This window comes from Gordonia sp. DT30 (genome assembly GCF_049844915.1).
In the GTDB taxonomy this organism is placed as follows: Bacteria; Actinomycetota; Actinomycetes; order Mycobacteriales; family Mycobacteriaceae; genus Gordonia.
In genome coordinates, this window is sequence record NZ_JBNCLY010000006.1 from 1 (window position 1) to 25410 (window position 25410).

The 25410-nt window shown below is 67.6% G+C and carries 18 protein-coding genes; 10 read left to right on the forward strand and 8 right to left on the reverse strand.

What is annotated here, in order from left to right:
• Positions 1-25 precede the first annotated feature (25 nt).
• The 3 genes from ACLQ3C_RS07710 (at position 26) to ACLQ3C_RS07720 (ending at position 12873) form a co-directional block, all read left to right on the forward strand.
• Positions 26-12079, forward strand: coding sequence for an amino acid adenylation domain-containing protein (locus ACLQ3C_RS07710; protein ID WP_425704465.1), 12054 nt, complete (start codon positions 26-28; stop codon positions 12077-12079).
• Positions 12060-12293, forward strand: a complete 234-nt coding sequence (locus tag ACLQ3C_RS07715) for an MbtH family protein (RefSeq protein ID WP_425704466.1) — start codon at positions 12060-12062, stop codon at positions 12291-12293. The genes ACLQ3C_RS07710 and ACLQ3C_RS07715 overlap by 20 nt, the downstream gene beginning before the upstream one ends.
• Before the next feature lie 235 nt (positions 12294-12528).
• Positions 12529-12873 carry a hypothetical protein gene (locus ACLQ3C_RS07720; RefSeq protein WP_425704467.1) on the forward strand — a complete coding sequence of 115 codons (345 nt, stop codon included), beginning with the start codon at positions 12529-12531 and terminating at the stop codon, positions 12871-12873.
• Positions 12874-13036: 163 nt separating this feature from the next.
• Here the strand turns inward: ACLQ3C_RS07720 and ACLQ3C_RS07725 are convergent, their stop codons facing one another.
• Both ACLQ3C_RS07725 and ACLQ3C_RS07730 read right to left on the reverse strand, forming a co-directional pair.
• Complete coding sequence (locus ACLQ3C_RS07725; RefSeq protein ID WP_425704468.1) at positions 13037-13402, reverse strand: DUF4190 domain-containing protein; 366 nt, start codon at positions 13400-13402, stop codon at positions 13037-13039.
• 321 nt (positions 13403-13723) lie between these two features.
• Complete coding sequence (locus ACLQ3C_RS07730) at positions 13724-14257, reverse strand: hypothetical protein (protein WP_425704469.1); 534 nt, start codon at positions 14255-14257, stop codon at positions 13724-13726.
• A 131-nt stretch (positions 14258-14388) separates the two neighbouring features.
• Here ACLQ3C_RS07730 and ACLQ3C_RS07735 point away from each other — a divergent pair, with 131 nt between their 5' ends.
• Together ACLQ3C_RS07735 and ACLQ3C_RS07740 are read left to right on the forward strand one after the other, a co-directional pair.
• Complete coding sequence (locus ACLQ3C_RS07735; protein WP_425704470.1) at positions 14389-15516, forward strand: LLM class flavin-dependent oxidoreductase; 1128 nt, start codon at positions 14389-14391, stop codon at positions 15514-15516.
• Positions 15513-16166, forward strand: a complete 654-nt coding sequence (locus ACLQ3C_RS07740) for a CE1759 family FMN reductase (RefSeq protein WP_425704471.1) — start codon at positions 15513-15515, stop codon at positions 16164-16166. The genes ACLQ3C_RS07735 and ACLQ3C_RS07740 overlap by 4 nt, the downstream gene beginning before the upstream one ends.
• A 5-nt stretch (positions 16167-16171) precedes the next feature.
• Here the strand turns inward: ACLQ3C_RS07740 and ACLQ3C_RS07745 are convergent, their stop codons facing one another.
• Together ACLQ3C_RS07745 and ACLQ3C_RS07750 are read right to left on the reverse strand one after the other, a co-directional pair.
• Complete coding sequence (locus ACLQ3C_RS07745; RefSeq protein ID WP_425704472.1) at positions 16172-17191, reverse strand: pirin family protein; 1020 nt, start codon at positions 17189-17191, stop codon at positions 16172-16174.
• 99 nt (positions 17192-17290) lie between these two features.
• Positions 17291-18061: an acetoacetate decarboxylase family protein gene (locus ACLQ3C_RS07750; protein ID WP_425704473.1), complete on the reverse strand. Its 771-nt coding sequence runs from the start codon at positions 18059-18061 to the stop codon at positions 17291-17293.
• 311 nt (positions 18062-18372) lie between these two features.
• Between ACLQ3C_RS07750 and ACLQ3C_RS07755 the strand changes: the two genes are divergently transcribed.
• The 5 genes from ACLQ3C_RS07755 to ACLQ3C_RS07775 all read left to right on the forward strand — a co-directional run bounded on the left by ACLQ3C_RS07755 (position 18373) and on the right by ACLQ3C_RS07775 (position 20526).
• On the forward strand, positions 18373-18759 hold the full coding sequence (locus tag ACLQ3C_RS07755) for a response regulator transcription factor (protein ID WP_425704648.1): 387 nt from the start codon (positions 18373-18375) through the stop codon (positions 18757-18759).
• Between the two features lie 312 nt (positions 18760-19071).
• A complete protein-coding gene (gene rplN, locus ACLQ3C_RS07760) occupies positions 19072-19440 on the forward strand; it encodes a 50S ribosomal protein L14 (RefSeq protein WP_425704474.1) in 369 nt (122 codons plus the stop codon).
• A gap of 1 nt (position 19441) precedes the next feature.
• The gene (gene rplX, locus ACLQ3C_RS07765; protein WP_425704475.1) at positions 19442-19759 is read left to right on the forward strand and encodes a 50S ribosomal protein L24; all 318 of its coding nucleotides are present in this window, start codon (positions 19442-19444) and stop codon (positions 19757-19759) included.
• A gap of 1 nt (position 19760) precedes the next feature.
• Complete coding sequence (gene rplE, locus ACLQ3C_RS07770) at positions 19761-20339, forward strand: 50S ribosomal protein L5 (protein ID WP_425704476.1); 579 nt, start codon at positions 19761-19763, stop codon at positions 20337-20339.
• Between the two features lies 1 nt (position 20340).
• A complete protein-coding gene (locus ACLQ3C_RS07775; RefSeq protein WP_425704477.1) occupies positions 20341-20526 on the forward strand; it encodes a type Z 30S ribosomal protein S14 in 186 nt (61 codons plus the stop codon).
• A gap of 155 nt (positions 20527-20681) precedes the next feature.
• On the opposite strand, the gene ACLQ3C_RS07780 is transcribed toward ACLQ3C_RS07775, so the two are convergent.
• The 4 genes from ACLQ3C_RS07780 to ACLQ3C_RS07795 all read right to left on the reverse strand — a co-directional run bounded on the left by ACLQ3C_RS07780 (position 20682) and on the right by ACLQ3C_RS07795 (position 25379).
• Positions 20682-21689 (reverse strand): esterase/lipase family protein, encoded by a 1008-nt coding sequence (locus ACLQ3C_RS07780; protein ID WP_425704478.1) that lies wholly within the window; start codon positions 21687-21689, stop codon positions 20682-20684.
• A 277-nt stretch (positions 21690-21966) separates the two neighbouring features.
• Positions 21967-23061 carry an esterase/lipase family protein gene (locus ACLQ3C_RS07785; protein WP_425704479.1) on the reverse strand — a complete coding sequence of 365 codons (1095 nt, stop codon included), beginning with the start codon at positions 23059-23061 and terminating at the stop codon, positions 21967-21969.
• Positions 23062-23282: 221 nt separating this feature from the next.
• Complete coding sequence (locus ACLQ3C_RS07790; protein WP_425704480.1) at positions 23283-24656, reverse strand: AIM24 family protein; 1374 nt, start codon at positions 24654-24656, stop codon at positions 23283-23285.
• Positions 24657-24770: 114 nt separating this feature from the next.
• Entirely contained in the window at positions 24771-25379 is a 609-nt protein-coding gene (locus ACLQ3C_RS07795) for a DUF4262 domain-containing protein (RefSeq protein WP_425704481.1), read from the reverse strand.
• Between the last annotated feature and the right edge of the window lie 31 nt (positions 25380-25410).

Below are 25410 nucleotides of genomic sequence, written 5' to 3' on the forward strand. Positions count from 1 at the left end.
GGCTCGGGTGGCTGATGTGTTCGGGGTGTCGGTGTCGGTGCGGGATGTGTTCGATGCACCCACCGTCGAAGAACTCGCAGCGGCCATCGAGGGTCGCGAACAGGTGCTGCCACGTGTGACCGCGGTGGCGCGACCCGCGGTGGTGCCATTGTCCCCGGCTCAGTCCCGGATGTGGTTCATCAACCGATTCGATCCGACGTCGGCGTCGTACAACGTGCCGATCGTGTTGCGTCTCAAGGGAACCCTCGACGTCGACACCCTGGCTGCTGCCGTCGGTGACGTCGTGGAGCGCCACGAGGTATTGCGCACGATCTATCCGGCAGACGGTGACGGCCCCGTGCAGCGGATCGTCGCCGCGGCGCAGGCGCGCGAGATGGTGGACTGGAGCACCGCGCGAGGACACGAGGATCTGATCACCTCGGCGACAACGGGCTTCGACGTCACGCGGCAACTACCGATCCGGGGCCGTGTGCTGCCGGTCGGGGACGACGAGTACGAACTCGCCCTCACCGTTCATCACATCGCCTTCGACGGCGGGTCTGTTCCGGTCCTCGTCGGCGATCTTCTCTCCGCCTACCTTCACCGCGCCGACCCGACAGTCGCGGCGCCGGCCCCGCTGCCGGTGCAATACGCCGACTACGCACTCTGGCAACAGGCGGCGCTCGGCAGCGTGCATGATCCGTCGAGCCCGATCGGTGCCCAGATGGACTACTGGCGAACGCAACTCGCAGCGCTACCGGTGGTCACCGACCTGCCGATGGACCGTCCACGGCCGTCGGTTCGTGACACCGCCGCCGGCGTGGTCACCGTGCCGGTCGACGACACGTTGGCCACGGGCATCGAGGCGTTCGCCCGAGATCATGAGATCACCGAGTTCATGGTCTTGCATGCGGCGCTGGCGATCATGGTGTCCCGCGAGGCCACCACCGGTGACGTGGTGATCGGAACCCCGATCACGGGCCGCACCGATTCCGCGCTGACCGATCTCGTCGGCATGTTCGTCAACACCCTGGTCCTGCGCACCCGGGTCGAGCCGGCGCACACCGTCGCCGACTTCGTCGGCGCCGTTCGTAGCACCGATCTCGATGCCTTCGCACACGCGGACGTGAACTTCGAAGACCTGATCGACGAGTTGTCGCCTGCGCGCTCCACCGCATTCGAGCCGCTCGTGCAGATCGCCTTCACCCACGTCTCGGGTGACGTCGATCCGCGGACCCGGATCGATGCGGCGGGACTGATCGCCGAACCGCTGGACATCGCTGCGCCCGCAGCCAAGTTCGACCTCACCATCGGCGTGGCGGGCCGTCGCGGTGACGAACCCATGGCGGCTGAATTCATCTATGCCAGTGCATTGTTCGACGAATCGACGGTCCGTGCTCTCGCCGACCGGTGGTTGACGATACTGGAAGCGATGGTCGTCGACCCGAACGTCGCCGTGGGCGACATCGACCTCGCCACCGGCGACGAGGTGGTGGCATCACTCGCGGTGCGTAGCCGTCAGTCGCTGGGCACCGACGGTGTCGCGCCCGACGGCGGTGTCTCGACACCGCGTGTTCTCGTCGACATCCTCGCCGACCGCCTGATCAGCCCGAGGAGACCGGCGCTGATCTGTGGTGACGAGGAGATCGACTACGCCGAGTTCGAGAAGGCGACCAACCGCGTCGCCCGGCGGTTGATCGCCCGGGGCGTAGGGCCGGGCGAGGTGATCGCGGTCGGTATGCATCGATCGATCACCTCGGTTGTCGCCGCGTTCGGGGTGTTCCGAACGGGGGCGGCCTATGTGCCGATCGCGCCGTCGTATCCGGCAGATCGGATCGCCTTCATGCTCGCCGACTGCGGTGCGACCCTGGGAATCGGCGATCGCGACACCATCGACGGCTTCGGTGAGTGGCCGTGCACGTGGCTCGACATCGCGTCCCTGATAGGGCCGGGAGTCGCCGACGGCCCCATCACGAGCGACGAGCGGCGCGCGCCGGTCAGGCTCGACGACCTCGCGTATCTCATCTACACCTCCGGCTCCACCGGGTGGCCCAAAGCCGTCGGGGTCACCCAGCGCGGCATCGCGAATCTCATCGACGCGCTCGCGGAGATCTCCGGCACCACGGCGACGGCAGATGACGTCCGGGTGTTGCACGTCGCGTCGCCGAGTTTCGACGCGTCGGTTCTCGAAATGCTGTGGGGCATCGGCCTCGGACACACCCTGGTCATCGCGGGGGCCGACGAATACGCCGCCGACGCCCTCGGCGGCGTCCTCGAACGCGGGGGTGTCACCGAGGCGGTCATCACGCCGACGGTCCTCGCAACCGTCGATCCCCGCTTCGGCGCGACATTGAGAAACCTCGCATCAGCGGGTGAGGCGTGCCCGGCCGAACTGATGGACAAATGGGCGTCGGCCCACCCCGACCTCCGGACGCTCAACCTCTACGGCCCGTCGGAGACCACGGTGTGGGCGACGGCGGCGGTGGTGCGGCGCGGGCTCCCGGTGACCATCGGGCACCCGATCCGCGGTTTCGCCGCATATGTTCTCGATTCCCGACTCCATCCGGTGCCTCCGGGCGTGACGGGCGCGCTGTATCTCAGTGCCGACGACTCGCTCGCGCGCGGTTACCTCGGACGTGCGGGACTCACCGCGAAGGCGTTCGTCGCGGACCCGTTCGGCTCGGCCCCGGGCGCGCGCATGTACGCGACGGGTGACGTCGTCCGGGTCACCGGGGACGGCGAGTTGGAGTACGTCGGCCGCATCGATACGCAGGTCAAGTTGCGCGGACTGCGAATCGAACTCGGTGAGATCGAGGCGGCACTCACCGCACATCCCGACGTCGACGCTGCGGTGGTGATCGGTGTCGGTGGGGCGGCCGCCACCGCGCTGGCCGGCTACGTGGTGGCACCCGCCGACATCGATGTCGCCGGAATCCGTGACCGCGTCGCCGAGCGGCTCCCGTCCCACATGGTGCCCTCGAGTCTGACCGTGCTCGATGCGCTGCCGCACACCCCCGGCGGCAAGCTCGACACGAGTGCCCTGCCCGAGCCCGTCGAGGAAGAGCAGCAGCATCGCAGTGTTCCGCCGGCGACCGAAGCCGAGGAACGCGTTGCCGCGGTATACGCCGAGGTGCTCGGTACCGACCGGGTCGGCGTCACGGAGAGCTACTTCGATCTCGGCGGCAACTCGCTCTCGGCCACCCGGGTCGCTGCGCGCGTGTCCGAGGTGTTCGACGCCGACATCACCGTTCGCGACCTGTTCGAGCAGCCGACGGTACGGGGCCTCGCGGCACTTGCGGTGCAGCGTGAGCCCGGTCTCCCCCCGGTCGTGCCCGTCGCACCGCGACCTGCCCACATCCCGCTGTCGTTCGCGCAGGCGAGGATGTGGGTGATCAACCAGTTCGATCCGACGGTGAGCACCTACAACGTGCCGGTGCTGCTCAGACTCGGCGGCGACGTCGACGTGGCGGCGCTGCGGGCAGCCGTCGTCGATGTGGTTGTGCGTCACGAGGTCCTGCGGACGGTGTTCCCCGCAGTGGAGGGTGTTCCGGTGCAGAGCATCGGCGACGTCGACAGCGTGTCGGTTCGACTCGACTGGGCGGTCGTCGATTCCGCGGCGGAACTCGAATCCGCCGTGACCGACGGCTTCGACGTCAGCGTCGAGCGGCCCCTGCGGTGCCGCCTCTGGCAGGTCGGCCCCGGCGAGTACGTGTTTGCCTTGGTGGCCAACCACATCGTGGCCGACGGCGAGTCGATGGGTCCCTTGGTCGGCGACATGATGACGGCCTATGCGGCGCGGGCCGCCGGCTCGGCGCCACGATTCGCGCCGCTGCCGGTGCAGTTCGCAGATGTGGCAATCTGGCAGCACGACGTACTCGGTCACCCCGACGACCCCGCGTCGGTGGTCGCCCGCCAGTTGTCCTACTGGGAGCGCGCGTTGGCGGGTGTGCCGGATGTACTCGAACTGCCGATGGACCGTCGGCGACCGCTCGTCGCCTCCGAGCAGGGCGCGCAGGTCGGGTTCGAGATACGCGCGTCGATCGCGAGCCGGGTGACGGCAGTGGCACGCGAGTACGGGGTGACGCCGTTCATGGTCATCCATGCGGCTCTCGCTGCTCTCCTCTCCCGGCTGGCCGCCTCGACCGATGTGACAGTGGGAACCCCAATTGCCGGTCGCGGGCAACGTGATCTCGATGCGCTGGTCGGCATGTTCGTCAACACACTCGTGCTGCGCAGCGAAGTGGACCCGAATGTGTCGTTCGCCGATCTGCTCGCCGCGGTGCGGACCACCGACGTCGATGCGTTCGCGCACGCCGACGTGCCGTTCGAGGCCGTGATCGATCGCCTCGACCCGGTACGTTCGGAAGCCTTCGCCCCGCTCACCCAGGTACTGCTCACGTTCCACCAGACGGTGCCACCCGAGATCGCGGCCAACGTGAACACCATAAACAGTGTGAGCGGCATAAACGTTGCCGGAGCGCAGATCTCGGCCATTGCGCCGGAGCACACACCGGCAAAGGTCGATCTCACGTTCGGTATCGCCGCCGGTCCCGACGGCGAGCCCTGGACGGCCCAGATCGTCTATGCCACAGACCTTTTCGACGCGCCGACCGTCGACGCCATCGCTGATCGTCTCGTCCGGCTGCTCGACGCCTGCACCGCCGATCCCGACCTGATGGTCGGCGACGCCGTGCTGCTCACCGACTCCGAGGCCGCGACACTCGCGGCGCTGCCCGCCCCGGTGACCGAGACCCCGCGCACCGACCTGACTCTGGTCGAGGTGTTCGCCAGATCGGTGCGCGCACATGGGGACCGGACCGCGGTCGGCGCCGGTGGCCGGTCGCTCGTCTACCGGGAACTCGACGCCAGATCGACCGCAGTGGCCGCCGCGCTCGCCGAAGGGGGTGTCGCGTCGGGAGACCTCGTCGGCGTTGCCACCGCGCGCACCGTCGACCTGGCAGTCGCCATCCTGGGTGTGCTGAAGGCAGGTGCCGGCTACCTGCCGCTCGACACGACGAACCCGGTGCGACGACTGGCCTACATCGTCGACGACGCCGCGGTCGACCTGATCATCACCGATGCGGCGACGGTCGATCACGAGCTCTTCGCCGCGCTGCCGGATACCGTGGCGGCGGTCGACGTCGACGATCTGGTGGCGCAGGGGGCAGGTCTGTCCGCACCGGCGCCGAGCATCCGACCCGACTCCGGCGCGTACGTCATCTACACCTCCGGATCCACGGGTATGCCCAAGGGCGTGGAGATCACCCACCGCGACGTGCTGACCCTGATCGACACCACCGCTGCGGACTTCGATTTCGTCGCCACCGACGTCTGGACCATGTTCCACTCGTATGCATTCGACTTCTCGGTCTGGGAATTGTGGGGTCCGTTCGCGACGGGTGCGCGTCTGGTCATCGTCGATCGGGATGTCGCTCGCGACCCGGACGCGTTCGTCGAACTCCTCGCTCGCGAGGAGGTGACGGTGCTGAACCAGACGCCGTCGGCCTTCTACCAGCTCATCGACGCTCGCCGGCGCGTCGCACCCCGTCTCCGGTTGCGCTACATCGTGTTCGGCGGGGAGGCGCTTGCGTTCGATCAGGTCGACCGGTGGTTCACCGAGAACCCCGCGGACACAGCGCAACTGGTCAACATGTACGGCATCACCGAAACGACGGTGCACGTGAGTATCCGGCCCATGGACCCGGTGTCGGTCCGCGGCGGCGACAGCTCGCTGATCGGGCGGCCGTTGAGGTCGTTGGGAATTCACGTCCTCGACACGCGTCTGCGTCCGGTGCCGCCCGGCGTCGTCGGCGAAATCTATGTCACCGGAGGACAATTGGCGCGAGGCTACCGCGGACGGCCAGATCTGAGCGCCACGCGGTTCGTTGCCGACCCGTTCGATCCGGGCGGTGTGCGCATGTACCGCACCGGCGATCTCGCGCGTCGCGTCGGCGACGACATCGAGTATGTCGGGCGCGGTGATGCGCAGGTGCAGTTGCGCGGCTTCCGCATCGAATACGGCGAGGTCGAGACCGCTCTTGCTGCGTCCCCGGGCATCAATGCCGCCGCGGCGATGGTCATCGACATACCCGGACGTGGTGAGCAGCTCGTCGGATATGTGGTCGGTGATCAGATGGATACGGTCGACGCCGATGTCGTCCGCGGCGTCGTTGCGCGCGCGGTGCCGGCGTACATGGTGCCCGCCATCATCACCGTCACCGACCGGCTGCCGCTGACCGCGAACGGCAAGTTGGACCGGAAAGCCTTGCCGCAGCCCGTGTTCGACAGTGCCGGTGGCGACACCGTGCCGATGTCACCCGCAGAGGAGGCCCTGGCCGGTCTCGTTTGTGGTGTCCTCGGCGTCGAGAGCGTCGCGATGACCGACTCCTTCTTCGCGCTCGGCGGCGACTCGATCCTCGCCATCACGCTCTCGTCGGCCGCGCGGGCGGCCGGTATCCCGATCTCGCCGCGCGACATCTTCGAGCACAAGTCGGTGCGCGCCCTGGCAGCGGCATCGGCCGCGGACGCGCGGCAACTCCCGATGCTGGCGGAGCCGTCGGATGGGCCGAGGGGACCGGTGCCGATCTCGCCGGTGGCCGCGTGGATGATCGAGTTGTCGGACGGGCCAGACGATTTCGCCGACTTCTCCCAGTCGATGACACTGGTCGCGCCGGAGGGCCTCGACACCGAGACGCTGCGAGGACTCCTCACCACGGTGGTCGCCGCGCACCCGATGCTGTCGTCGACGCTTGCCTACGTCGATGACGAGTGGGTTGCGACAGCGGGGTCCGATGCCTCACCGAGCGTCGTCGACGAACGCGTCGACTCAGCTCTCGACAGCCCGGAATTCCTTGTGGCCGTGCGCAGGGCGCACGCGCGGGCGCTGCACGAGCTGTCTCCGGCCGACGGGGTGTTGGTGTCGGCCGCTCACGTGGCGGCGTCGGACGGCGCCCGGGTGGTGCTCGCGATTCATCACCTCGGCGTGGACGCGGTCTCGTGGCCGATCCTCATCGAGGACGTCATCACCGCATGGGCCGCGTGGAACGCGGGCAACGAGTCGACGCTGCGTCCCGAGGTCACCTCGGCACGAGCGTGGCACCGGGCGCTGGCCGAACACACGCCGGATCACGCAACGGAAGTGGACTACTGGCGCCGGCGCGTCGACCGCGAGCCCACCGATCTCGGCGTCACCGTCGACCGCGACCGGGACCGGTTCGCCACCCTGTCCACGGTGACTGTCCGCGTCGGGCCCGCGGAGACGGAGGCGTTGCTCACCAGCGTCCCCGAGCGGTTCGGCGGACATGTCAACGACGCCCTGCTCGGTGCGTTGGCCCGCGCGATCAGATCGTGGCAGCGTGCGCGGGGAATCGTCGACGACGCCGCGGTATCGGTGCTGGTCGAGGGCCACGGGCGCTACGAGGACGTGCTCGCGCACGGTTCGGCGCCGAGCACGGCCGACCTCTCCCGCACGGTCGGATGGTTCACGTCGATCGCGCCGGTGGCGCTCGATCCGGGAGCCGACATCGTGCACGCCGTGAAGGCCGCCAAGGAGGAGCGCCTTGGTCGACCCGGGCACGGTCTGGGATTCGGGCTTCTGAGGCTCGATCCCGGCTCACCGCCGGCGCAGACCGCGCTACCGGGCATCGCGTTCAACTATCTGGGGGCAGGGGTCCGCGGCGGCGACGACGATGCGGCAGTCGTGCCGTTCACCGCCGACCCGGCGGCACCCGCGCTACCGGCGTCGGTGTCGGGACGGATGGTCGCGATGAACACCCTCTCGGTCAACGTCGGGATCGCGGCGACCGACGGTGGCCGCGAACTGTCGGCGGATCTCGTGTTCCCGAGCGGCGCATTCTTCCGTTCCGACATCGAGGAGCTCGGTGCACGGTGGACGGCCGAACTCGCCGCCGTCACCGTGGCGGCCGGGCGTTCGGGCGGCCCGGGACCGTCGCCCTCGGACGTGCCCGGTACCGGCGTCACCCAGGACGACCTCGACGAGCTCGCGCACCGATTCGGTTCGGCCGACATCTGGCCGATGACGCCCCTGCAGAAGGGCCTCCACGTCCAATCGCAGCTCGCGGGCGACGATGCGGTGGACGTCTACGTCGTACAGGCGATTCTGCACCTGGGCGGGACGATCGACGTCGACAGACTTCGCCGCGCGACCGAGGCGCTCTTCGAACACCACAGCGCGCTGCGTTCGGCGTTCGTGCGCTGCGCAAGCGGCGCTGTGGTCACGGTCGTCCCGGCGACGGTCTCGGTGCCATGGGAGGTCGTCGAGGTGCCGGCGACGTCGACTGTCGATGACATGGTGCAGGAGCACGCCGACATCGAGCGACGCCGCGGATTCGACCTCGAGTCCGCTCCGCTCATGCGCTTCATGCTCGTGCGACACGGCGAGAGCGCGCACTTGATCGTCACCAACCACCACATCCTGATCGACGGGTGGTCGGGTCCGCTCGTACTCGCCGACCTGCTCGCGCAGTACGCGACCGGGTCGACGTACACGGGGACACAACCCGGGGGCGGCGACTTCGGTGACCATGCGCGCCGCGTCGCCGCCGCCGACCCGGAGGCAGCTCGAGCCGCATGGCGCGAGGTCCTCGCGCCGCTCGACGCTCCGACCCTCGTGGCGCCCGGTGTGTCCGGTGCCGGCGAGATACTCCCCCGCGATCGCGGCACGGTCCTCGACGAGGAGACCGTCACCGGGATCGAGCGACTCGCCAGAACCCAGGGGGCGACCGTGGCGACGGTGCTGCAACTCGCCTGGGCCGTGCTCCTGTCCCGGCTGACCGGGAATCGGGTCGTCGCATTCGGTGAGACCACCTCTGGCCGCCCGGCCGACCTCGAGGGCGTGGCGTCGATGGTCGGATTGTTCATCAACACCGTGCCCGCGGTCGTCGACGTCGACCCGGGTGCGCCCGTCGCGGACGTGCTCGGGCATCTACAGCAGGCCAAGGTGGCCGTGCTCGATCACCAGCACATCGGACTGACGGAACTGATGGCGCTGGCCGACGGCCCGCTGCAGTTCGACACGCTCACGGTGCACGAGTCGTACCCGGTGGACGGCGACTCGCTGGCGGGGGCCGATTCCGCACGAACCGGCGGCCTGCAGATCCTCGACTTCGACGGCACCGACGCCACCCACTATCCGCTCAACATGGCGACCGCTCCGCTGCCGGGAGGAAGGATCTCGCTCACGCTGAAGTATCTGCCTGCGGCGTTCGACGATCACCAGGTGGAGGTGTTCGGCCGAGCACTGGTCGAGATCTTGCACCAGATGGCGGCCGACCCGACGCGGCTCACCGCAGACATCACGATGGTGTCCCCCGCGGAGTCGGCTCTGCTCATGCCGGTCGACGGTGGCGCCGGGTCCCGGCCGCGGCTACTCGCCGACCTCTTCGCCGAGGCTGCAGCGGCATATGGACCGCGCACGGCCGTCAGCGACGCCGCCGGCGCGAGGTTGACCTACGCCCGACTCGACGCCGACTCCAATCGGCTTGCGCGCTGGCTGATCTCGCGTGGGATCGGCGCCGAATCGCTGGTCGGTCTGGCGATCGGGCGTTCGGCCGACCTGCTCACCGCGATCTGGGCGGTCGCCAAGACCGGTGCCGGATATGTGCCGATCGATCCGGACTATCCGGCCGAACGAGTCGCGACGATGATCGAGGACTCGGGTGCGGTGCTCGGCTTGACGCGTTCGCGTTCGCTCCCGTCGCGTCCGGGACTCGCATGGATCGACCTCGACGACCCGTTCGTGTCCCGCGAGATCTCCTCGCATCCGGACGTGGCCGTCGCGGCGGGTGAGCTGTTGGCTCCGGTGCGGCCGGAGAACGTGTCCTACGTCATCTACACCTCGGGATCGACCGGCAGGCCGAAGGGCGTGAGCGTCACCCACTCCGGCCTCGCGAACTACGCCGCGGTGGAGTCGTCGTGCTTCCCCCCGGCCGATCGGCCGGTGGTACTCGGCTTCGCGTCACCGAGCTTCGACGCCTCGGTGCTGGAATATCTCCTCGCCGCGACGCTCGGCGCCGAGATCGCCTACCGGCCCGCCGACGCGGTCGGCGGCGAGGCGCTCGAGGATTTCATGCGGATCCGAGGGGTGACACACACGTTTCTCACGCCGACCGTGCTGTCGACTCTCGACCCGGCAACGCTGCCGGATCTGACCGGCGTGGCGGTCGGAGGCGAAGCCGTCCCGTCGTCGATCATCGACGGCTGGTCAGAGCACGTCAGTCTCCACAACATCTACGGCCCGACCGAGACGACGATCAGCGTGACGTTCTCGCGGCCGATGTCTCCCGGCGCTCGGGTGCTGCTCGGTGGTCCCATCGTCGGCGCGGGACTCGCGGTTCTCGACGCCCGTCTGCATCCCGTGCCCGAGGGGGTCTCCGGCGAGCTCTACATCACCGGACCACCGCTCTCTCGTGGCTACCTCGATCGACCGGGGCTGACCTCGGAGCGGTTCGTCGCGCACCCCAACGGTGCACCGGGGGAACGGATGTACCGAACCGGCGACGTCGTCCGCTGGCAGCGAGACGAGACCGGCGAGCTCGCCCTCGAGTACTCGGGCCGCAGCGACGATCAGGTCAAACTGCGGGGTTTGCGGATCGAGCTCGGCGAGATCGAAGCGGCCCTCGCGAGCCATCCTGCGGTCGGGTCCGCGGTCGTCATCGGTGTCGGAGGTGCGGTGGCGACCGCGCTCGCCGGCTATGTCGTGCTCGATTCCCCGGTGCTCGATTCCCCGGTGCTCGATTCCCCGGTGCTCGATTCCCCGGTGCTCGATTCCCCGAGGGCAGAGGGACCCGATGCGGCGACCTTGCGGCACTTCCTCTCGCAGCGGCTTCCCGCGCACATGGTGCCCGCGGGCATCACCGTGCTCGATGAGTTTCCCCTGACTGCTGTCGGCAAGCTCGACAAGCGCGCACTTCCCGAACCACAGGTGTCGGCCGGCCTTCATGTGGAGCCGTGCGGGCCGGTCGAGGCGTCGGTGGCGGAGGTCTTCGGCGAGCTCCTCGGCGTCGAGGACGTCGGTGCCACCGACAGCTTCTTCGACCTCGGTGGTGACTCGTTGTCGGCGACGCGCGCACTCGGTCTCTTGCGTAACAGGCATGGCGATCACCTCGAACTCGGATGGTTGTTCAACGATCCGACGCCGCGCGGTATCGCGGCGCGTATCGAGAGCACGGCGGCAGCTGCGGACGAGGTCCTCATCGAACTCGCACGGGGATCGCAGGCGCCCCTGTTCTGCGTACATCCCGCCGGTGGACTCGCGTGGTTCTATGCAGGGTTTGTGCCCTACCTGGACGATCGCCCGGTGTACGGACTGCAGGATCCGCACGCGGTGTCGGGTGAGCCGTTCGCGTCGTCGGTGGAGCAGCTGGCGGGAAGGTACCTCGCCGAGATCCGGCGCGTGCAGCCCCAGGGTCCGTATCACCTCCTCGGCTGGTCGCTCGGCGGGTACGTCGCCTACGCGATGGCCACGCAACTGCGAGCGGCTGGTGAGCAGGTGGCGTTCCTCGGTGTGATGGACTCGGCACCGGTTCCCGCCGAACCGGCCGACGGTGTGGCGTCGACGGAGCGGGTTCGTCCCGGCGGCGAATTCGTCGGCGACTTCCTGGGGGGCTGGCGCGCCCTGTTCGATCTCGGGGAAGATGTCGCGGCGAGTTCTGCCGATGAGGTCGCCGCGATCGTGCGGGACCGGATCGCGTCGATGGGGCTGCTGCGCGATGAGCAGGTGCAATGGGTGATGGACAGCTTCGCCGGCGGTGAGCAACTGGTCGAGCGTTTCCGTCCGGACCCGTTCGACGGCTCGCTGCTGTTGTTCACGGCGACTCGCGACAAGGAAGACCCATCCGCGGTCGCGCGGTCGTGGGAACCACACGTCGGCGGACGCGTTCTCAACGTAGACGTCGACGCCGATCACCTCGGCATGGCGAATGCGGATGCTCTCGCAGTCATCGGGCCGGTCCTCGCAGCGCGGCTGTCGGAGAACACGCACGACGATGCCGCGCCCGAAGCAAGCGTGCACGCACCGACAACGAACACCTCGAAGACGATGGTGAGGAAAGGAAGCGACAATGACGAACCCCTTCGATGACGAGAACGGACGATTCTTCGTCCTGGTCAACCACGAGAACCAGCACTCCCTCTGGCCGACGTTCGCCGACATCCCGGACGGATGGACCACGGTGTTCGGCGAGGACAGCCGCGCCGCGTGCCTGGAGTATGTCGAGAAGAACTGGACCGATCTGCGCCCGCAGAGCCTGATCGACGCGATGGAGGCCGACGAGGCGGCCAGAAAGAACGGCTGAGGCTCTCGTCGGGCGGGACGGCTCAGCTGCACTCGTGTCACAGCCGTATTCCGCTTTCACATCAGCCTCAACAACATCGATCCCTTCGCCCGTTCCCTCGGCTAACGTCTCGAGTAGACGCCGACCCGTTATGTGATACGTCACAAAGTCTGCTGTGTGCTACTCGCTTCGTCGCCTGTGGGGCGATGCTGAGTAACGCAACGGTCCTTGGATTGACGGGGAGGTTGATCAAGGGATGACGACGACTGCGACCAGCCGGAGCGGGGAGTACTACATGAACGAGTTGCTGGCGGACATCTGTAGCCGCGCGGAGACGACGCCGTCGCTCCCCGCGGTTCGTTTCGGCGGCCGGATGGTGACCTACGGTGCACTCGGTGCGGCCATCGATTCATACGAGCCGGTGCTGCGACGTCACGGTATGTCTCACGAGGCGGCGTTCTACGCCGCGATACTGCACTCGATCCCGGCGCTCGCCGACATCACCGATCCCGATGAGCAAGGACGCAATCTCGACCAGATCGTCACCTGGCTCGCCCGGCACCTGCCGCCGTCGGCGAATCATCTGCAGGTTGCCGGCTGATCCGACGCCCGACTATCCGGTGCCGTAGACGATCCGGTGCCGTAGATCGGTGTCGCCGGGTGACCCCGATCTACGGCACAAGGATCTACGGCACAAGGATCTACGGCACAAGGGGTCTACAACACAAGGGGAATCGGGGAACGTCAGAACAGCGCGCCCACCATCAGCCGCCCGCCAGGATGGGTAGTCCGATCACGGCGCTTCCGGTTCCCAGCACCACCCCGGTCAATGCCTGGCCGGTACCGCGGCATCCCGGCTCCCGGCGGATCGTGCGGATGCTGACCAAGCCCAGGACGACGGCCACGACGCCGAGCAGTCCACCGAGCCCGAGTGCCACCGTCAGCGGCACCGCCGCGAGGCCACACACCATCGACGCCGTCGCGGCCGGAGTCGTCCGGGTGCGCGGATAACTCACCGGCCCGGCGGTGTGGGGCCGGGCGATCACGGGGCCGGCGACCAATGGCGCATCGAGAACTTCGCGTCCCCACATGTCGCCGACCGCGGGCAGCGGACCTTCGGCCCGGGCCACGTCGAGCCAGTCCGGTGAGCCGTAACCCGCGCCGATTCTCGCCGGCCATTTCGGGCGCCGCCATCGGCCGGACCTCGATCGGGTCGTCCTCGAGATCGTTGACGAGCGGCCAGCGCAGATGCCGGTCGGTCGCGTTCGGTGCGATCGGATGAGTTCGCTGATCCGTCGCCACGATGCCTCCCTGGTGTCTGTGTCCGGCCCAACGAGCTCCGGTGCTGATGCCGCCATGGTAGGCGACCGGGTGCGACGGGTGGGCCCGAAGCTGCGCGGTGTCTGGTTGTGCGGTGTCTGGTTGCGGCGCCGACGGGAGAAGCAGTGAGGTCAGTGGCCGCCGGAAAACGACTGCAGGAATGTGACCGCGTCGCCACTGAGCTTCCAGTTGCCGTCGACCTTGACGAACTTCATCTGGAGCCCGGCGGCCGAGTGGGGGCCACCGACGTCGAAGGTGACCAGCGCCGCGTCGTTGCCGTCGGCTGCGACCTTGGTGACCTTGTAGGTGTAGCCCATGTGCGTGGACCCCTTGGCAAATGCCTGGATGGCCGGTTTGGTGAGCGGGTTTCCGGTGTCGACGACGCTGTCGAGATCGGCGCTGGAGGTATCGGGGTTCAGCGCCTTGTCGAGGATGGCCTGGGCCGCGGCGGCGTTGAGATCGGCCGGTGCGGGCGCGGCGCTGCCCGAGGTGTCGGCGGCACTCGACTCGGTGCCGGCCGCAGTCGTGGTGGCCGCAGTCGTGGTGCTCGCGGTCGTGGCGGAGGAGTTGTCGTCGTTCGAGCACGCGGCGGCGGTGAGGACGGCAGCACCGGCCAGGGCGGCCGCGGCCACGGACTTCCGAAGCTTCATCATCTTGTCTCCCATCGAGGATTGGTAAGCCCACACTAACTGACGCAGGTCAACAGCCCTATCGGCCGCAAGACTCGGGCGGGAATCAACCGGACCATGGTCCGGTTACCTCCGATGACAGTTCTTCCACCCACAGGAGGCGTGCCATGCAATTCGGACTCTTCAGCGTCAGCGACATCACGGTGGATCCCACGACCGGAGTCGCGCCGACCGAACACGAGCGCATCAAGGCCGTCGTCGAGATCGCCAAGAAGGCCGAGGACATCGGTCTCGACGTGTTCGCCCTCGGTGAGCACCACAATCCGCCGTTCTTCTCGTCCTCGCCGACGACCACCCTGGCCTACATCGCCGCACAGACCGCCCGGTTGCAGCTGTCCACGGCGACCACGCTGATCACCACCAACGATCCGGTGAAGATCGCCGAGGACTTCGCGATGCTGGCCCACCTGGCCGACGGCCGGGTCGACCTCATGCTCGGACGCGGCAACACCGGCCCGGTCTACCCCTGGTTCGGCCAGGACATCCGGCAGGGCATTGCGCTGGCGATCGAGAACTACCATCTGCTGCACCGGCTGTGGACCGAGGACGTCGTCGACTGGGAAGGACGGTTCCGTACCCCGCTCACGTCGTTCACCTCGACGCCGCGTCCGCTCGACGACGTCGCGCCGTTCGTGTGGCACGGCTCGATCCGCAGCCCGGAGATCGCCGAGCAGGCCGCCTACTACGGCGACGGCTTCTTCGCCAACCACATCTTCTGGCCCGCAGAGCATTCCCGGCAGCTGATCAACTTCTACCGCGAGCGCTATGAGCACTACGGACACGGCAAGGCCCATCAGGCCATCGTCGGTCTGGGTGGACAGTTCTTCATCCGCAAGAACTCCCAGGACGCCGTCGAGGAGTTCCGGCCCTACTTCGACAACGCACCCGTCTACGGACACGGTCCGTCGCTGGAGGAGTTCAGCCGCGAGACGCCACTGACCGTGGGCAGTCCGGCACAGTTCGTCGACCGCACCCTGTCGTTCCGCGAGACCTTCGGCGACTATCAGCGCCAGCTGTTCCTCGTCGACCACGCGGGTCTGCCACTCAAGACGGTGCTCGAGCAACTCGACGAGCTCGGCGCGGTGCTGCCGGAGTTGCGCAAGGGCTTCGCGCAGGGCCGACCGGCCGACGTACCCGATGCGCCGACGCACGCCGCGCTGGTGGCCGCCCGCAACGCCGGAAGCGGTGCGCGCGAGAATGATTCATCGGAGCAGACGCAGGAGGTGCAGGCATGATCCGGCTCGTGGCGGTCAACGCCGGGCTCGGTGAGCCCTCGTCGACCCGGATGCTCACCGACCGGCTGAGCGCCGCGGTTACCGCCGCGCTCGGCGCGGACCGGGTGGCGACGACGACGATCGATCTGCGCGACCTCGCGGTCGACCTCGGGCGGTCCATGGCCGCGGGCTTCGCCTCCGGTGCGGCCCGCGCGGCCGTCGACACCGTGGGGGACGCCGACGCCCTGATCGTGGCGACCCCGGTCTTCAACGCGTCCTACTCGGGATTGTTCAAGTCCTTCTTCGATCTCGTCGACGTCGACGCGATGACCGGCAAGCCGGTGCTGATCGCCGCAACCGGTGGCAGTCCGCGACATTCGCTGGTCCTCGATCACGCCCTGCGGCCGTTGTTCGGCTATCTGCGCACGGTGGCCGTACCGACGGGAGTGTATGCGGCCGCAGAGGATTGGGCTGGCGGCTCCGGTGACACGGCAAGCCTGGGCGACCGGATCGGCCGTGCCGCACGTGAACTCGCGGCACTCCTCGACGTCGGCGCCCAACGGCGGGCGACGCCGCGGGCCGAGCCGGCCGGTCCCGGTCGGAACGCCATATCCGACGCCGAGTCGGCGGGCATCGCGAATTTCGCGCGGCTGCTCGGCGGCGTCGGCTGAATCTGCTAGGACTCGCGAGCGTGCCCGGGAATGTTCTCCCGGGCACGTAGCCGGGTTCCCGGGAGGGTGGGCGCGGGCAGGTGCTGGGTATCGCCGAGGTATCCCTGCACCTGCCCGAATCGTTCGCTGTGGGCCATCCACTGTTCACGGAAGGCGACGATGTCCTCGTGGGTGCGGCCGATGAAGTTCCACCACATGACGATGTCCTCGTCCAGCGGTGCCCCGCCGAGCACGAGAATCCGTGCCCCCTCGTCGCCACGATTGCGCAACGTGATCGTCTGCGCGCCCAGTCCGACGTAGCCGAGTTCGGTGCGTTCGAGGATGCGCGCGGTGGAGTCGGCGATCTCGAGTCGGCCGGTATCGACGAGGAAGCCGTGCTCGAAGTCTGGACGCACGTCGAGGGTGACCTCGGCACCCGCCGGCAGATGCAGCTCCGCACCGAGCAGCGGGGTGAAGGTGTGCACCGGCGAGGTGGCGCCGAGCAGCTCGCCGAGGAATACCCGGACGCTCGCCTCGCCCGCGGAGACCACCGGTGCCACGTGGTGCGCGAAATCCCTTGGGGCGTCGACGGCGTCGGCGGGCAGCGCGATCCACAGTTGCACCCCGTGCAGCACCGTGGTGTCGGGGGTGGACACCTCGGTGTGCGCGATGCCGTGCCCGGCGGTCATCAGATTCAGCTCGCCCGGACGTACCAGTGCATGGGTGCCCATGGTGTCGCGATGCTCGATCTCGCCGGTGAACAGCCAACTGGCCGTTTGTAATCCGGTGTGCGGGTGTGGTGGCACGTCCATTCCGCCGGTGACCGAGACGTCGTCGGGCCCGTAATGGTCGACGAAGCACCACGCACCGATCAGTGATCGGTCGCGCTGGGGGAGGGTGCGGTGGACGGTCATCGCGCGGGGCCCGCCGAGCGGTACGTCGCGCGAGGTCAGTACCTGGACCGCCAATGCACCGTCAGGGGCGGCCGAGTCCTCGGCGACCGTCCGGCATTCGACCTCGGCGGGCCGGACTTCCAGATTGCTCATCGCGATACCGCCTGACGTGAGGATGGACGACGCTTCCGCGAAGTCTAGGCGAGTGCGCGCCGGTCGATCAGCGAAGCGGTCGATCAGACGTGGGGTCGATCAGACGGGCTCGGCGTCGTCGAAGGTCATCGCCAGGCTGCGGATCGAGGTGGTCATGAGGGCGTGGCGCGACAGTCGCAGCGACCGCAGTTCGTCGGCGATCTCGTGATCACCGAGTCGCAGGTGCGCGCCACCGATCCGGGTGCGGGTGCCGGTGATCGACCGCAGGCGCCACGGCGTCATCCGCAGCACGCCATCGAGCTGAGAGTAGGCCTGCATCGTGGTCTCCACCGAGGACGACGGCATCGGCAGGCCACGTTTGACGGTGAGGTCGGCGATCAACCTGCCGTCGGCACTCACGCTCCCGTGCCGCGTCGGGGAGTCGTGGTCGACATCGAAATCGGCGAGGATCTTGGGGAAACCCCAGATGCCGCGGCCGGCGGCGAGCGTGAACTCCCCGTCGACCGGGAGCCGATGGATCAGCGCGCGGGCGTCGCCGGCGAACAGTGAGCGCAGCGGGGAGCGGGCGCCCGCGGCTCGCTCGCCTGCGTCGCCACCGGAGTCCGGTGCGACGAGAAAACACACGCCGAACTCGTTGTATGGACCGAGGTCACCGTCGATGTAGTCGATGAACACCAGCATGCACATGCCGCGACCACGACGGATCCGCAATGGGGTGAGCCGCCGGCCGGCGGCACCCGCGGTGTCCATGGCGGTCTGCATGGCCGCCGCGTCGGCGGTGAACCCGGCCACGAAGCATCGGGCGCGACGGATCTCGACCGGCATGGTCACGCTGGTGCCGAGTACATCGTGTCGGGATGGGCTGGTCATCGGTGATCCTCCTGAGCCGCACACTACTAGAACACGTTCTACTTTGTCCTGTGAGCCTACGTCGCCGGAGGCGTTTGCGGATGCAAGTGGCGTCCCCTTTCCTGGGACTACTGCTTTGCTGAGTAAAGGCTTAACATTCACTGTGAAAGACCGATCAAGCAGTGCGAACGGCAAGCACGAATCGTGCGGGCGCCGTGGTACATGACAGTAGATGAGGACCAACGGTGACCACCGCGCGTTCCGATTTCCCGGACACCCCCCTGCCGACCACCGGCCTGCCGACTCCTGGCCTGCCGACTCCTGGCGCGCCGATGGCCGGTCCCCGCCTCGCACGTGCGTCGATCTCCCGCATCGATGACTATCGACAGGCGTTGCCGCGCAACGGGTTCCATCCGATCGCCCCGATCGCCCCGGTCCGCCCCGCGATCGGGCCGGCTGGGCCGAGCGCCGCGGCCCTCGCCGAGCCGGTGCGCCGGCCGGTGCTCTCGCCGCGCGAGACCGAGGTGCTGCTTGCCTGGCTGGCGGCGGACTCGAAGGAGGAGGCGGCCGAGCACCTCTTCATCGCGGCCTCGACGGTGAGCACGCACCTCGCCCGCATCCGGGCCAAATATGCCGCCATCGGACGCTCCGCCCCGACCAAGACCCATCTGCTCGCCCGCGCGCTCCAGGACGGCATCACCCGTCTCGAGGACTGGTGACTCGGCGCCCCTGACCGGCTCGGCGCCGGATCCGGGCCCCGCCCGACGCCCGGATGGGCGATCTGGCGGACAGATTTGGTGCCGACCTGCGGTTTCCCCTACACTTGACGGGTTGCCTGCGGTGCGTGAGCGCCGCGAATCGGCTCATGAACCCACTGGGACGAACCGTGTGATGCGGAAAAGCCCAGGCAGGCGTGTGTCCGGTGGCAACAGGCCGTGTGCGTCGGGTCGGAAATCCGCCGCACAGATACGTCCGATTCGCCGACAGCGGATCAGGGGTATCGACGACATCCAGGTCAAGGAGAGAATCGAATGATTCAGCAGGAGTCTCGCCTGCGGGTCGCCGACAACACCGGTGCCAAGGAAATCTTGTGCATCCGCGTGCTGGGCGGCTCGTCGCGGCGCTACGCCGGCATTGGTGACACCATCGTTGCCACTGTCAAAGACGCCATCCCCGGTGGCAACATCAAGAAGGGCGAGGTCGTCAAGGCGGTCATCGTGCGCACCGCCAAGGAGCGCCGCCGTCCGGACGGAAGCTACATCCGTTTCGACGAGAACGCCGCCGTCATTCTCCGTGGTGAGAACGATCCTCGCGGTACCCGCATCTTCGGCCCGGTCGGCCGCGAGCTGCGTGAGAAGAAGTTCATGAAAATCGTGTCGCTGGCACCGGAGGTGATCTGACATGAAGGTGCACAAGGGTGACACCGTGATCGTCATTTCGGGCAAGGACAAGGGCGCCAAGGGCAAGGTCATCGAGTCCTACCCGCAGCGTCAGCGAGTTCTCGTCGAGGGCGTCAACCGGATCAAGAAGCACACCGCCGCCTCGGCCAACGAGCGTGGCGCGGCATCGGGCGGCATCGTGACCCAGGAAGCCCCCATTCACGTCTCGAACGTGATGGTCGTGGACTCCGAGGGCAACCCGTCCCGCGTCGGATACCGCGTCGACGAAGAGACCGGCAAAAAGGTCCGCATCTCGCGCAAGACCGGGAAGGACATCTGAGATGACCACAACTGAGAAGGTTCAGCCCCGGCTGAAGCAGCGCTACCGTGCCGAGATCAAGGACGCGCTCAACAAGGAATTCGACTACGCCAACGTCATGCTGATCCCCGGCGTGGTGAAGGTCGTGGTGAACATGGGTGTCGGTGACGCCGCCCGGGACGCCAAGCTCATCAACGGCGCGGTCACCGACCTCGAGCGGATCACCGGTCAGAAGCCGGAGGTTCGTCGCGCCCGTAAGTCCATCGCACAGTTCAAGCTCCGCGAAGGTATGCCGATCGGTGCGCGCGTGACCCTGCGCGGCGACCGGATGTGGGAGTTCCTCGACCGCCTCGTGTCGATCGCGCTGCCCCGTATCCGCGACTTCCGCGGCCTGAGCGACCGCCAGTTCGACGGCAACGGCAACTACACGTTCGGCCTGAACGAGCAGTCGATGTTCCACGAGATCAACATCGACAACATCGACCGGCCGCGCGGTATGGACATCACCGTCGTCACGTCGGCCACCACGGACGACGAAGGCCGCGCACTGCTCCGCGCGCTGGGCTTCCCGTTCAAGGACAACAACGCGAAGGACAACTGACATGGCAAAGAAGGCTCTGGTCAACAAGGCCAACAAGAAGCCCAAGTTCGCCGTGCGCGGGTACACCCGGTGCAACCGGTGCGGTCGCCCGCACTCGGTGTACCGCAAGTTCGGTCTGTGCCGTATCTGCCTGCGCGAGATGGCACACGCCGGCGAGCTGCCGGGCGTGCAGAAGTCGAGCTGGTGACTTCGCGCCGGTGACATCACCGGCGCCTCGATAACCCAACGAAAAGTGGGGGAAGACTCGTTCTTCCCCCACTTTTCTGTTCTTTCCCCAGAAGCAACTGGGGGACGAAACCAGAAGTGGGGGAAGAGCTTTTGCGCCTGTGGTGTAACTGGCCGTCAGCCGAACAGCCATGCGTTCGGGGCGCACACGAGGTTCGTCCTGCCGTCGAATGCGCGAAGGACGATGGAGACCGCGCGCGGCGAGTAGCTGAACGCCAGGTGATCCGACTTGTCCTGCTCGCACCCGTCCTGCAACGTGATGTTCGTGGTGTTCGGTGTGCCGGGCGGGAAGAACGTCGACTGGTACGGCGTGGTGACCTCGTCGTAGCGGGTACCGACGATGGTGTACTTGACGTCGCCGATGGCGTACTTGCCGCCCGCGTTCAGGTGGTTGATGAACACCGAGTCGTAGACCTGCTGGATGCCCGACGTGCCGACGCCCAGCGCGATCGGACCGAGCACGTCGATCCCGAGGTTGTTGATGGTGCGGCCCAGTGTGCCGATCCCGTCGAGCGAGGTGCCGTTGTTGGTGGCACCGAGCGTGACGAGGTGCTCGACCTTGGCGGCGCCACCGTCGTAGCGCAGGTACTGCCGAGCGGTGATGCCGCCCTGCGAGTGGCCGACCATGTTCACCTTGGTCGCTCCGGTCGACTTCAGCACGTGGTCGACGAACTCACCCAACTGTGTTCCGGACTTCGTGATGTCACCGGTGGCGTAGGCGCCGGGCAGGAGAGCGGCCACTCCGCCGCCCTGCGAGAGCGGCGCGATGCCGTAGTTCAGTGCGTAGACGCAGTAACCTGCTCGCTTCAGGGCCGGGGAGATCATCGCCCAGTTGTTGTAGGCGTTCTCCCAGGTGCCGTGGACGAGGACGACGGGCTTGTGACCTTTGGTTGGCCTGCAGTGCCAGTCGTTGGCGCCGGGAGGTGCGATGTCCGGACTGCTCAGCCCGTAGGTGAAGGCGGGTATGAAGGCCTGCTGCTCGGGGCCGTTGCCGACGGGTGTCCGCCACGTGCTGTCGCCCTTCAGAATGTTCTCGGCGACAACGGGTTTCTTGGCACCGGCGTTGATGTAGTCGGCGAGTTGCTGCTGTTGATCGGCCGCAGCGGCCGGGCCGGCCATCGTCATGGCCACACCGATGCCGGTGGCGGCAGCGGCCAGGGATGTTACGAATTTGCGGGTCCAACCCCGCCGCGCAGTTCCTCCATGCAACACACCAATACCTCTTTCCGGAAGTGACCAAACCCGATAGTTGGTGACCTGAGTGTCTTAAGTCACGAAAGTAGGTAAACGTCAACGTACCGCGCGTTGTGCTTCTCGTTCAAGGCGCGCCACCTCCGAGAAACCACGATGCCGCCTCCCGACGGGGAGGCGGCATCGCGTTGTTGCGGAGCTGGGCTGGTGGTCAGCCGAACAGCCACGCATTCGGTGCGCAGACGATCTTCGTCTTGTGATCGAACGCGTTGAGGACGATCGAGACCGCACGCGGCGAGTAGCTCAATGCCAGGTGGTCCGACGTGTCCTGTTCACACCCGTTCTGGAGCGTGATGTTCTTCGTGTGCGGTGTACCGGCCGGGAAGAACGTCGACTGGTACGGGGTGGTGACCTCGTCGTAGCGGCTTCCGACGATGGTGTAGTTCACGTCGCCGATGGCGTACTTGCCGCCCGCGTTGAGGTGCTTGATGTACACCGAGTCGTACACCTGCTGGATGCCGGAGGCACCGACGCCCAGTGCCACGGGACCGAGTGTGTCGATACCCAGGTTGTTGATGTTGCGGCCGAGCGCGCCGATCCCGAGGAGGGAGGTGCCGTTGTTGGTGGCACCGAGGGTGACGAGGTTGTCGACCTTGGCCGCGCCGCCGTCGTAGCGCAGGTACTCGCGCGCGGTGATGCCGCCCTGCGAGTGGCCGACCATGTTCACCTTGGACGCGCCGGTCGACTTCAGCACCTTGTCGACGAACTGGCCGACCTGCTTGCCGGACTTCGCGATATCGCCCGTGCCGTTGGCGCCGGGCAGAAGGCCGCCAAGGCCACCACCCTGCAGCGGGTTCGAGATGCCGTAGTTGAGTGCGTAGACGCAGTAGCCTTCCTTCTTGAGCGCCGGTGAGATCATCGCCCAGTTGTTGTAGGCGTTCTCCCACGTGCCGTGCACGAGGACGACGGGCTCTTGGCCTTCGGCCGGCTTGCAGGACCAGTCATTGGCGCCGGGAGGCGCCGCATTCGAATTGGTCAGTCCATAAGCGAAGGCGGGCAGGAACGAATCCTGCTGCGGGCCATTGCCGGCAGGTGTCTGCCAAGTGCTGCCGCCCTTCAAAATGTTCTCGGCGACAACGGGTTTCTTGGCACCCGCGTTGATGTAGTCGGCCAGTTGTTGCTGCTGATCGGCAGCAGCTGCCGGACCGGCCAAGGTCGCGGCCACGCCGATGCCGGTCGCGGCAGCAGCGAGCGATGTTACGAGTTTGCGGGTCCATCCCCGCCGTGAAGTATCTCCACGCAGCACACCAATTCCCCTTCCCAAAAGTGACCGCCCCCCAAGGCGGCGACCTGAGTGCCGTAAGTCACGAATTCAGGCGGAAGTGAACTTACCATGCGGTAAGAGTACGTATGTACTCCGGGGCAAAAGTGCCGGTAATTTGCTAAGTCAAATACCGGCTGGAGTGGTACCCGGAAATGCCTGGACCTGCCGGAAATCGCCAGAAAGTGTTCGAGGTGGGTGGGAGGTCAACGCCCGAGGAATCCGCCGAGTATGCCGCCGACACCGGCCTGTCCGCCGTCACCGGTGCCGCCGACGAACCCGCCGGGCGGTAGCTCCGACGGCTGCACGACGACGAAGCCCTGACCGGAGAACGCGAGGGTGAGGCGCTCGCCGGTGCTTCGGCCCATCAGGGTGCCGAGGTTGAAGGAGTCGTTCGTCTTGATAGACGTGCGCAGGCTCGACGACCAGGCGACCGCGGCGTTGGGGTCGGCGTAGGTGGCGGCGTCGACGTCGAGGACCACGGGCGTGCCGTCGGTGGTGATGGCGATTCGGCCACGGCCGGTGAACACGCAGTTGTACATCCCGGCGTTGCCGAGGGCGCCCGCGCCGTGCACCCGGGCGACCTCGTAGGTGAGGCCGGCCTCGAAGGCCAGCACGTTCGCGCCGTTGATGGTCAGGCCGTCGGTGCCGTCGAGGTCGATGAGATGGACGTCGGCGGCGGCATTGGCCAGGAACAGGTCGCCGCGCCCGCTCACCTTCATCAATGGGACGCCCTCACCCGAAAGTGCTTGGCGCATCATGCGTCCGATGCCCCCGGCACCGAGCGCCTCGAACCTCAGATCACCCTGGTAGGCGACCATCGACCCGGCTCGCGCCATGACCTCGCCGGACAGCCCGATCCGGCACATCTTGGCGCCCTGCTTCTGGATGCCCTGCCCGGAGACCTCGGCGTGGTCGCGGTGGAACAGATCGCTGTGCATGGATGCTCCCTGGAGAGGCGGTCGGGCCGATGGCCGGTGGCCGGTGGCCGGTGGGTTCTGGGCTCCGGTGGTGGCTGTGGATGCCGGCGGCCACGGCTGTGGGTCGGCTACCCGCGGTGGCGTGGTCGGGGGTGTCGAATCGCTCTCGATGTCGATGCCGAACGCCGTCGCCAGCCCGGCCAATCCGGCGTCGTATCCCTGGCCGACGGCGCGGACCTTCCAGCCGTCGCCGCGGCGATAGATCTCCAGACAGATCACCGCGGCCTCGCTCGTGAGATCGGTGGGCACGAAGGAGATCGGTTCGCCACCGGCGGCGGGCGTCACGGTTGCCTCCAGTCGGCCGGCCGTGGCGAACGACGCCGGGCCGGCGCCGTCCAGGCTGGCCGCGATCGCAACGGTCACGATGTCCGGCGGCACACGTGTGGTGTCGACGGTGAGGACGTCGGCGGATCCGTCCGACCGGTAGGCGATGCCGGGACCGGTGGGCTGGTTGTAGAACACGAAGTCTGCATCCGAGCGCACCCGACCATCCGAGGCGAGTAACACCGCCGAGGTGTTCACCGGCGTCGCCGAGCGCACCGATACCGTCACCGTCGGTGAGGGCAGCGCGGTGTTCTCTCCCGGTGCGAGGTGCCGCATGAATCCAGTGTGCCCCAGTCGTTCGGCCCCGCCGGCACGCGGGCTCGGTTCGACCGGGCCCGGCGTGGGGCGCGCCATGGACTGCCCGCCCCACACCGGAGTCCGGTCAGGGCCTCACTCGCGGGGTCGGCGCCGCCGGGCCCGCCGAGGCACTGTGCGGTCGGGTCCGTCCGCGGCGCTCACCACGTGCGGACCTGCCAGATGACCCGCGCCGACGTCCGCGATGCCCTTGACCAGCTGGTGCACCGGCTGTAGGCAATAGCCCTCCTGCCACGGATACAGTCCGAGGTCGTCGGCCCAGACGACTTGCAGCGCAGGATGGTTCGGGAAAAGCTCGTTGGTGATGAGCAGATCGGCCTTGTCGACGATCTCGATCACCCGGACCGGCACATCGAGCGCATGCACCTCGACCTCGATCCGGCGATCGACCACCGAACGCCAGTCGGTGCGATGGAAAAGGTCGCCGAGTTCGTTGAGCAACTCGCAACTCGTGCGTGGGTCGAGGCCGTAGACGGCGAGATCGGGGATCGTGTGCAGGGCGAGACCCGTCGTATACGCGAAGGCGCACTCCTGCGGCAGGCATGCGGCGTCGCCGCATGCGCACTCGTCGCTCACCGCGGTGACCGCCCAGCCGAATCGGCGAATGGTCGCCAACGTCTCACGGATGATCGGATCGGGATGCCAGCGTGGGATGCCACGGATTGCAGCGGCGTGATCGGCCATGGGCGCTCCTTTGTTCGAGGTGCGTCCATGG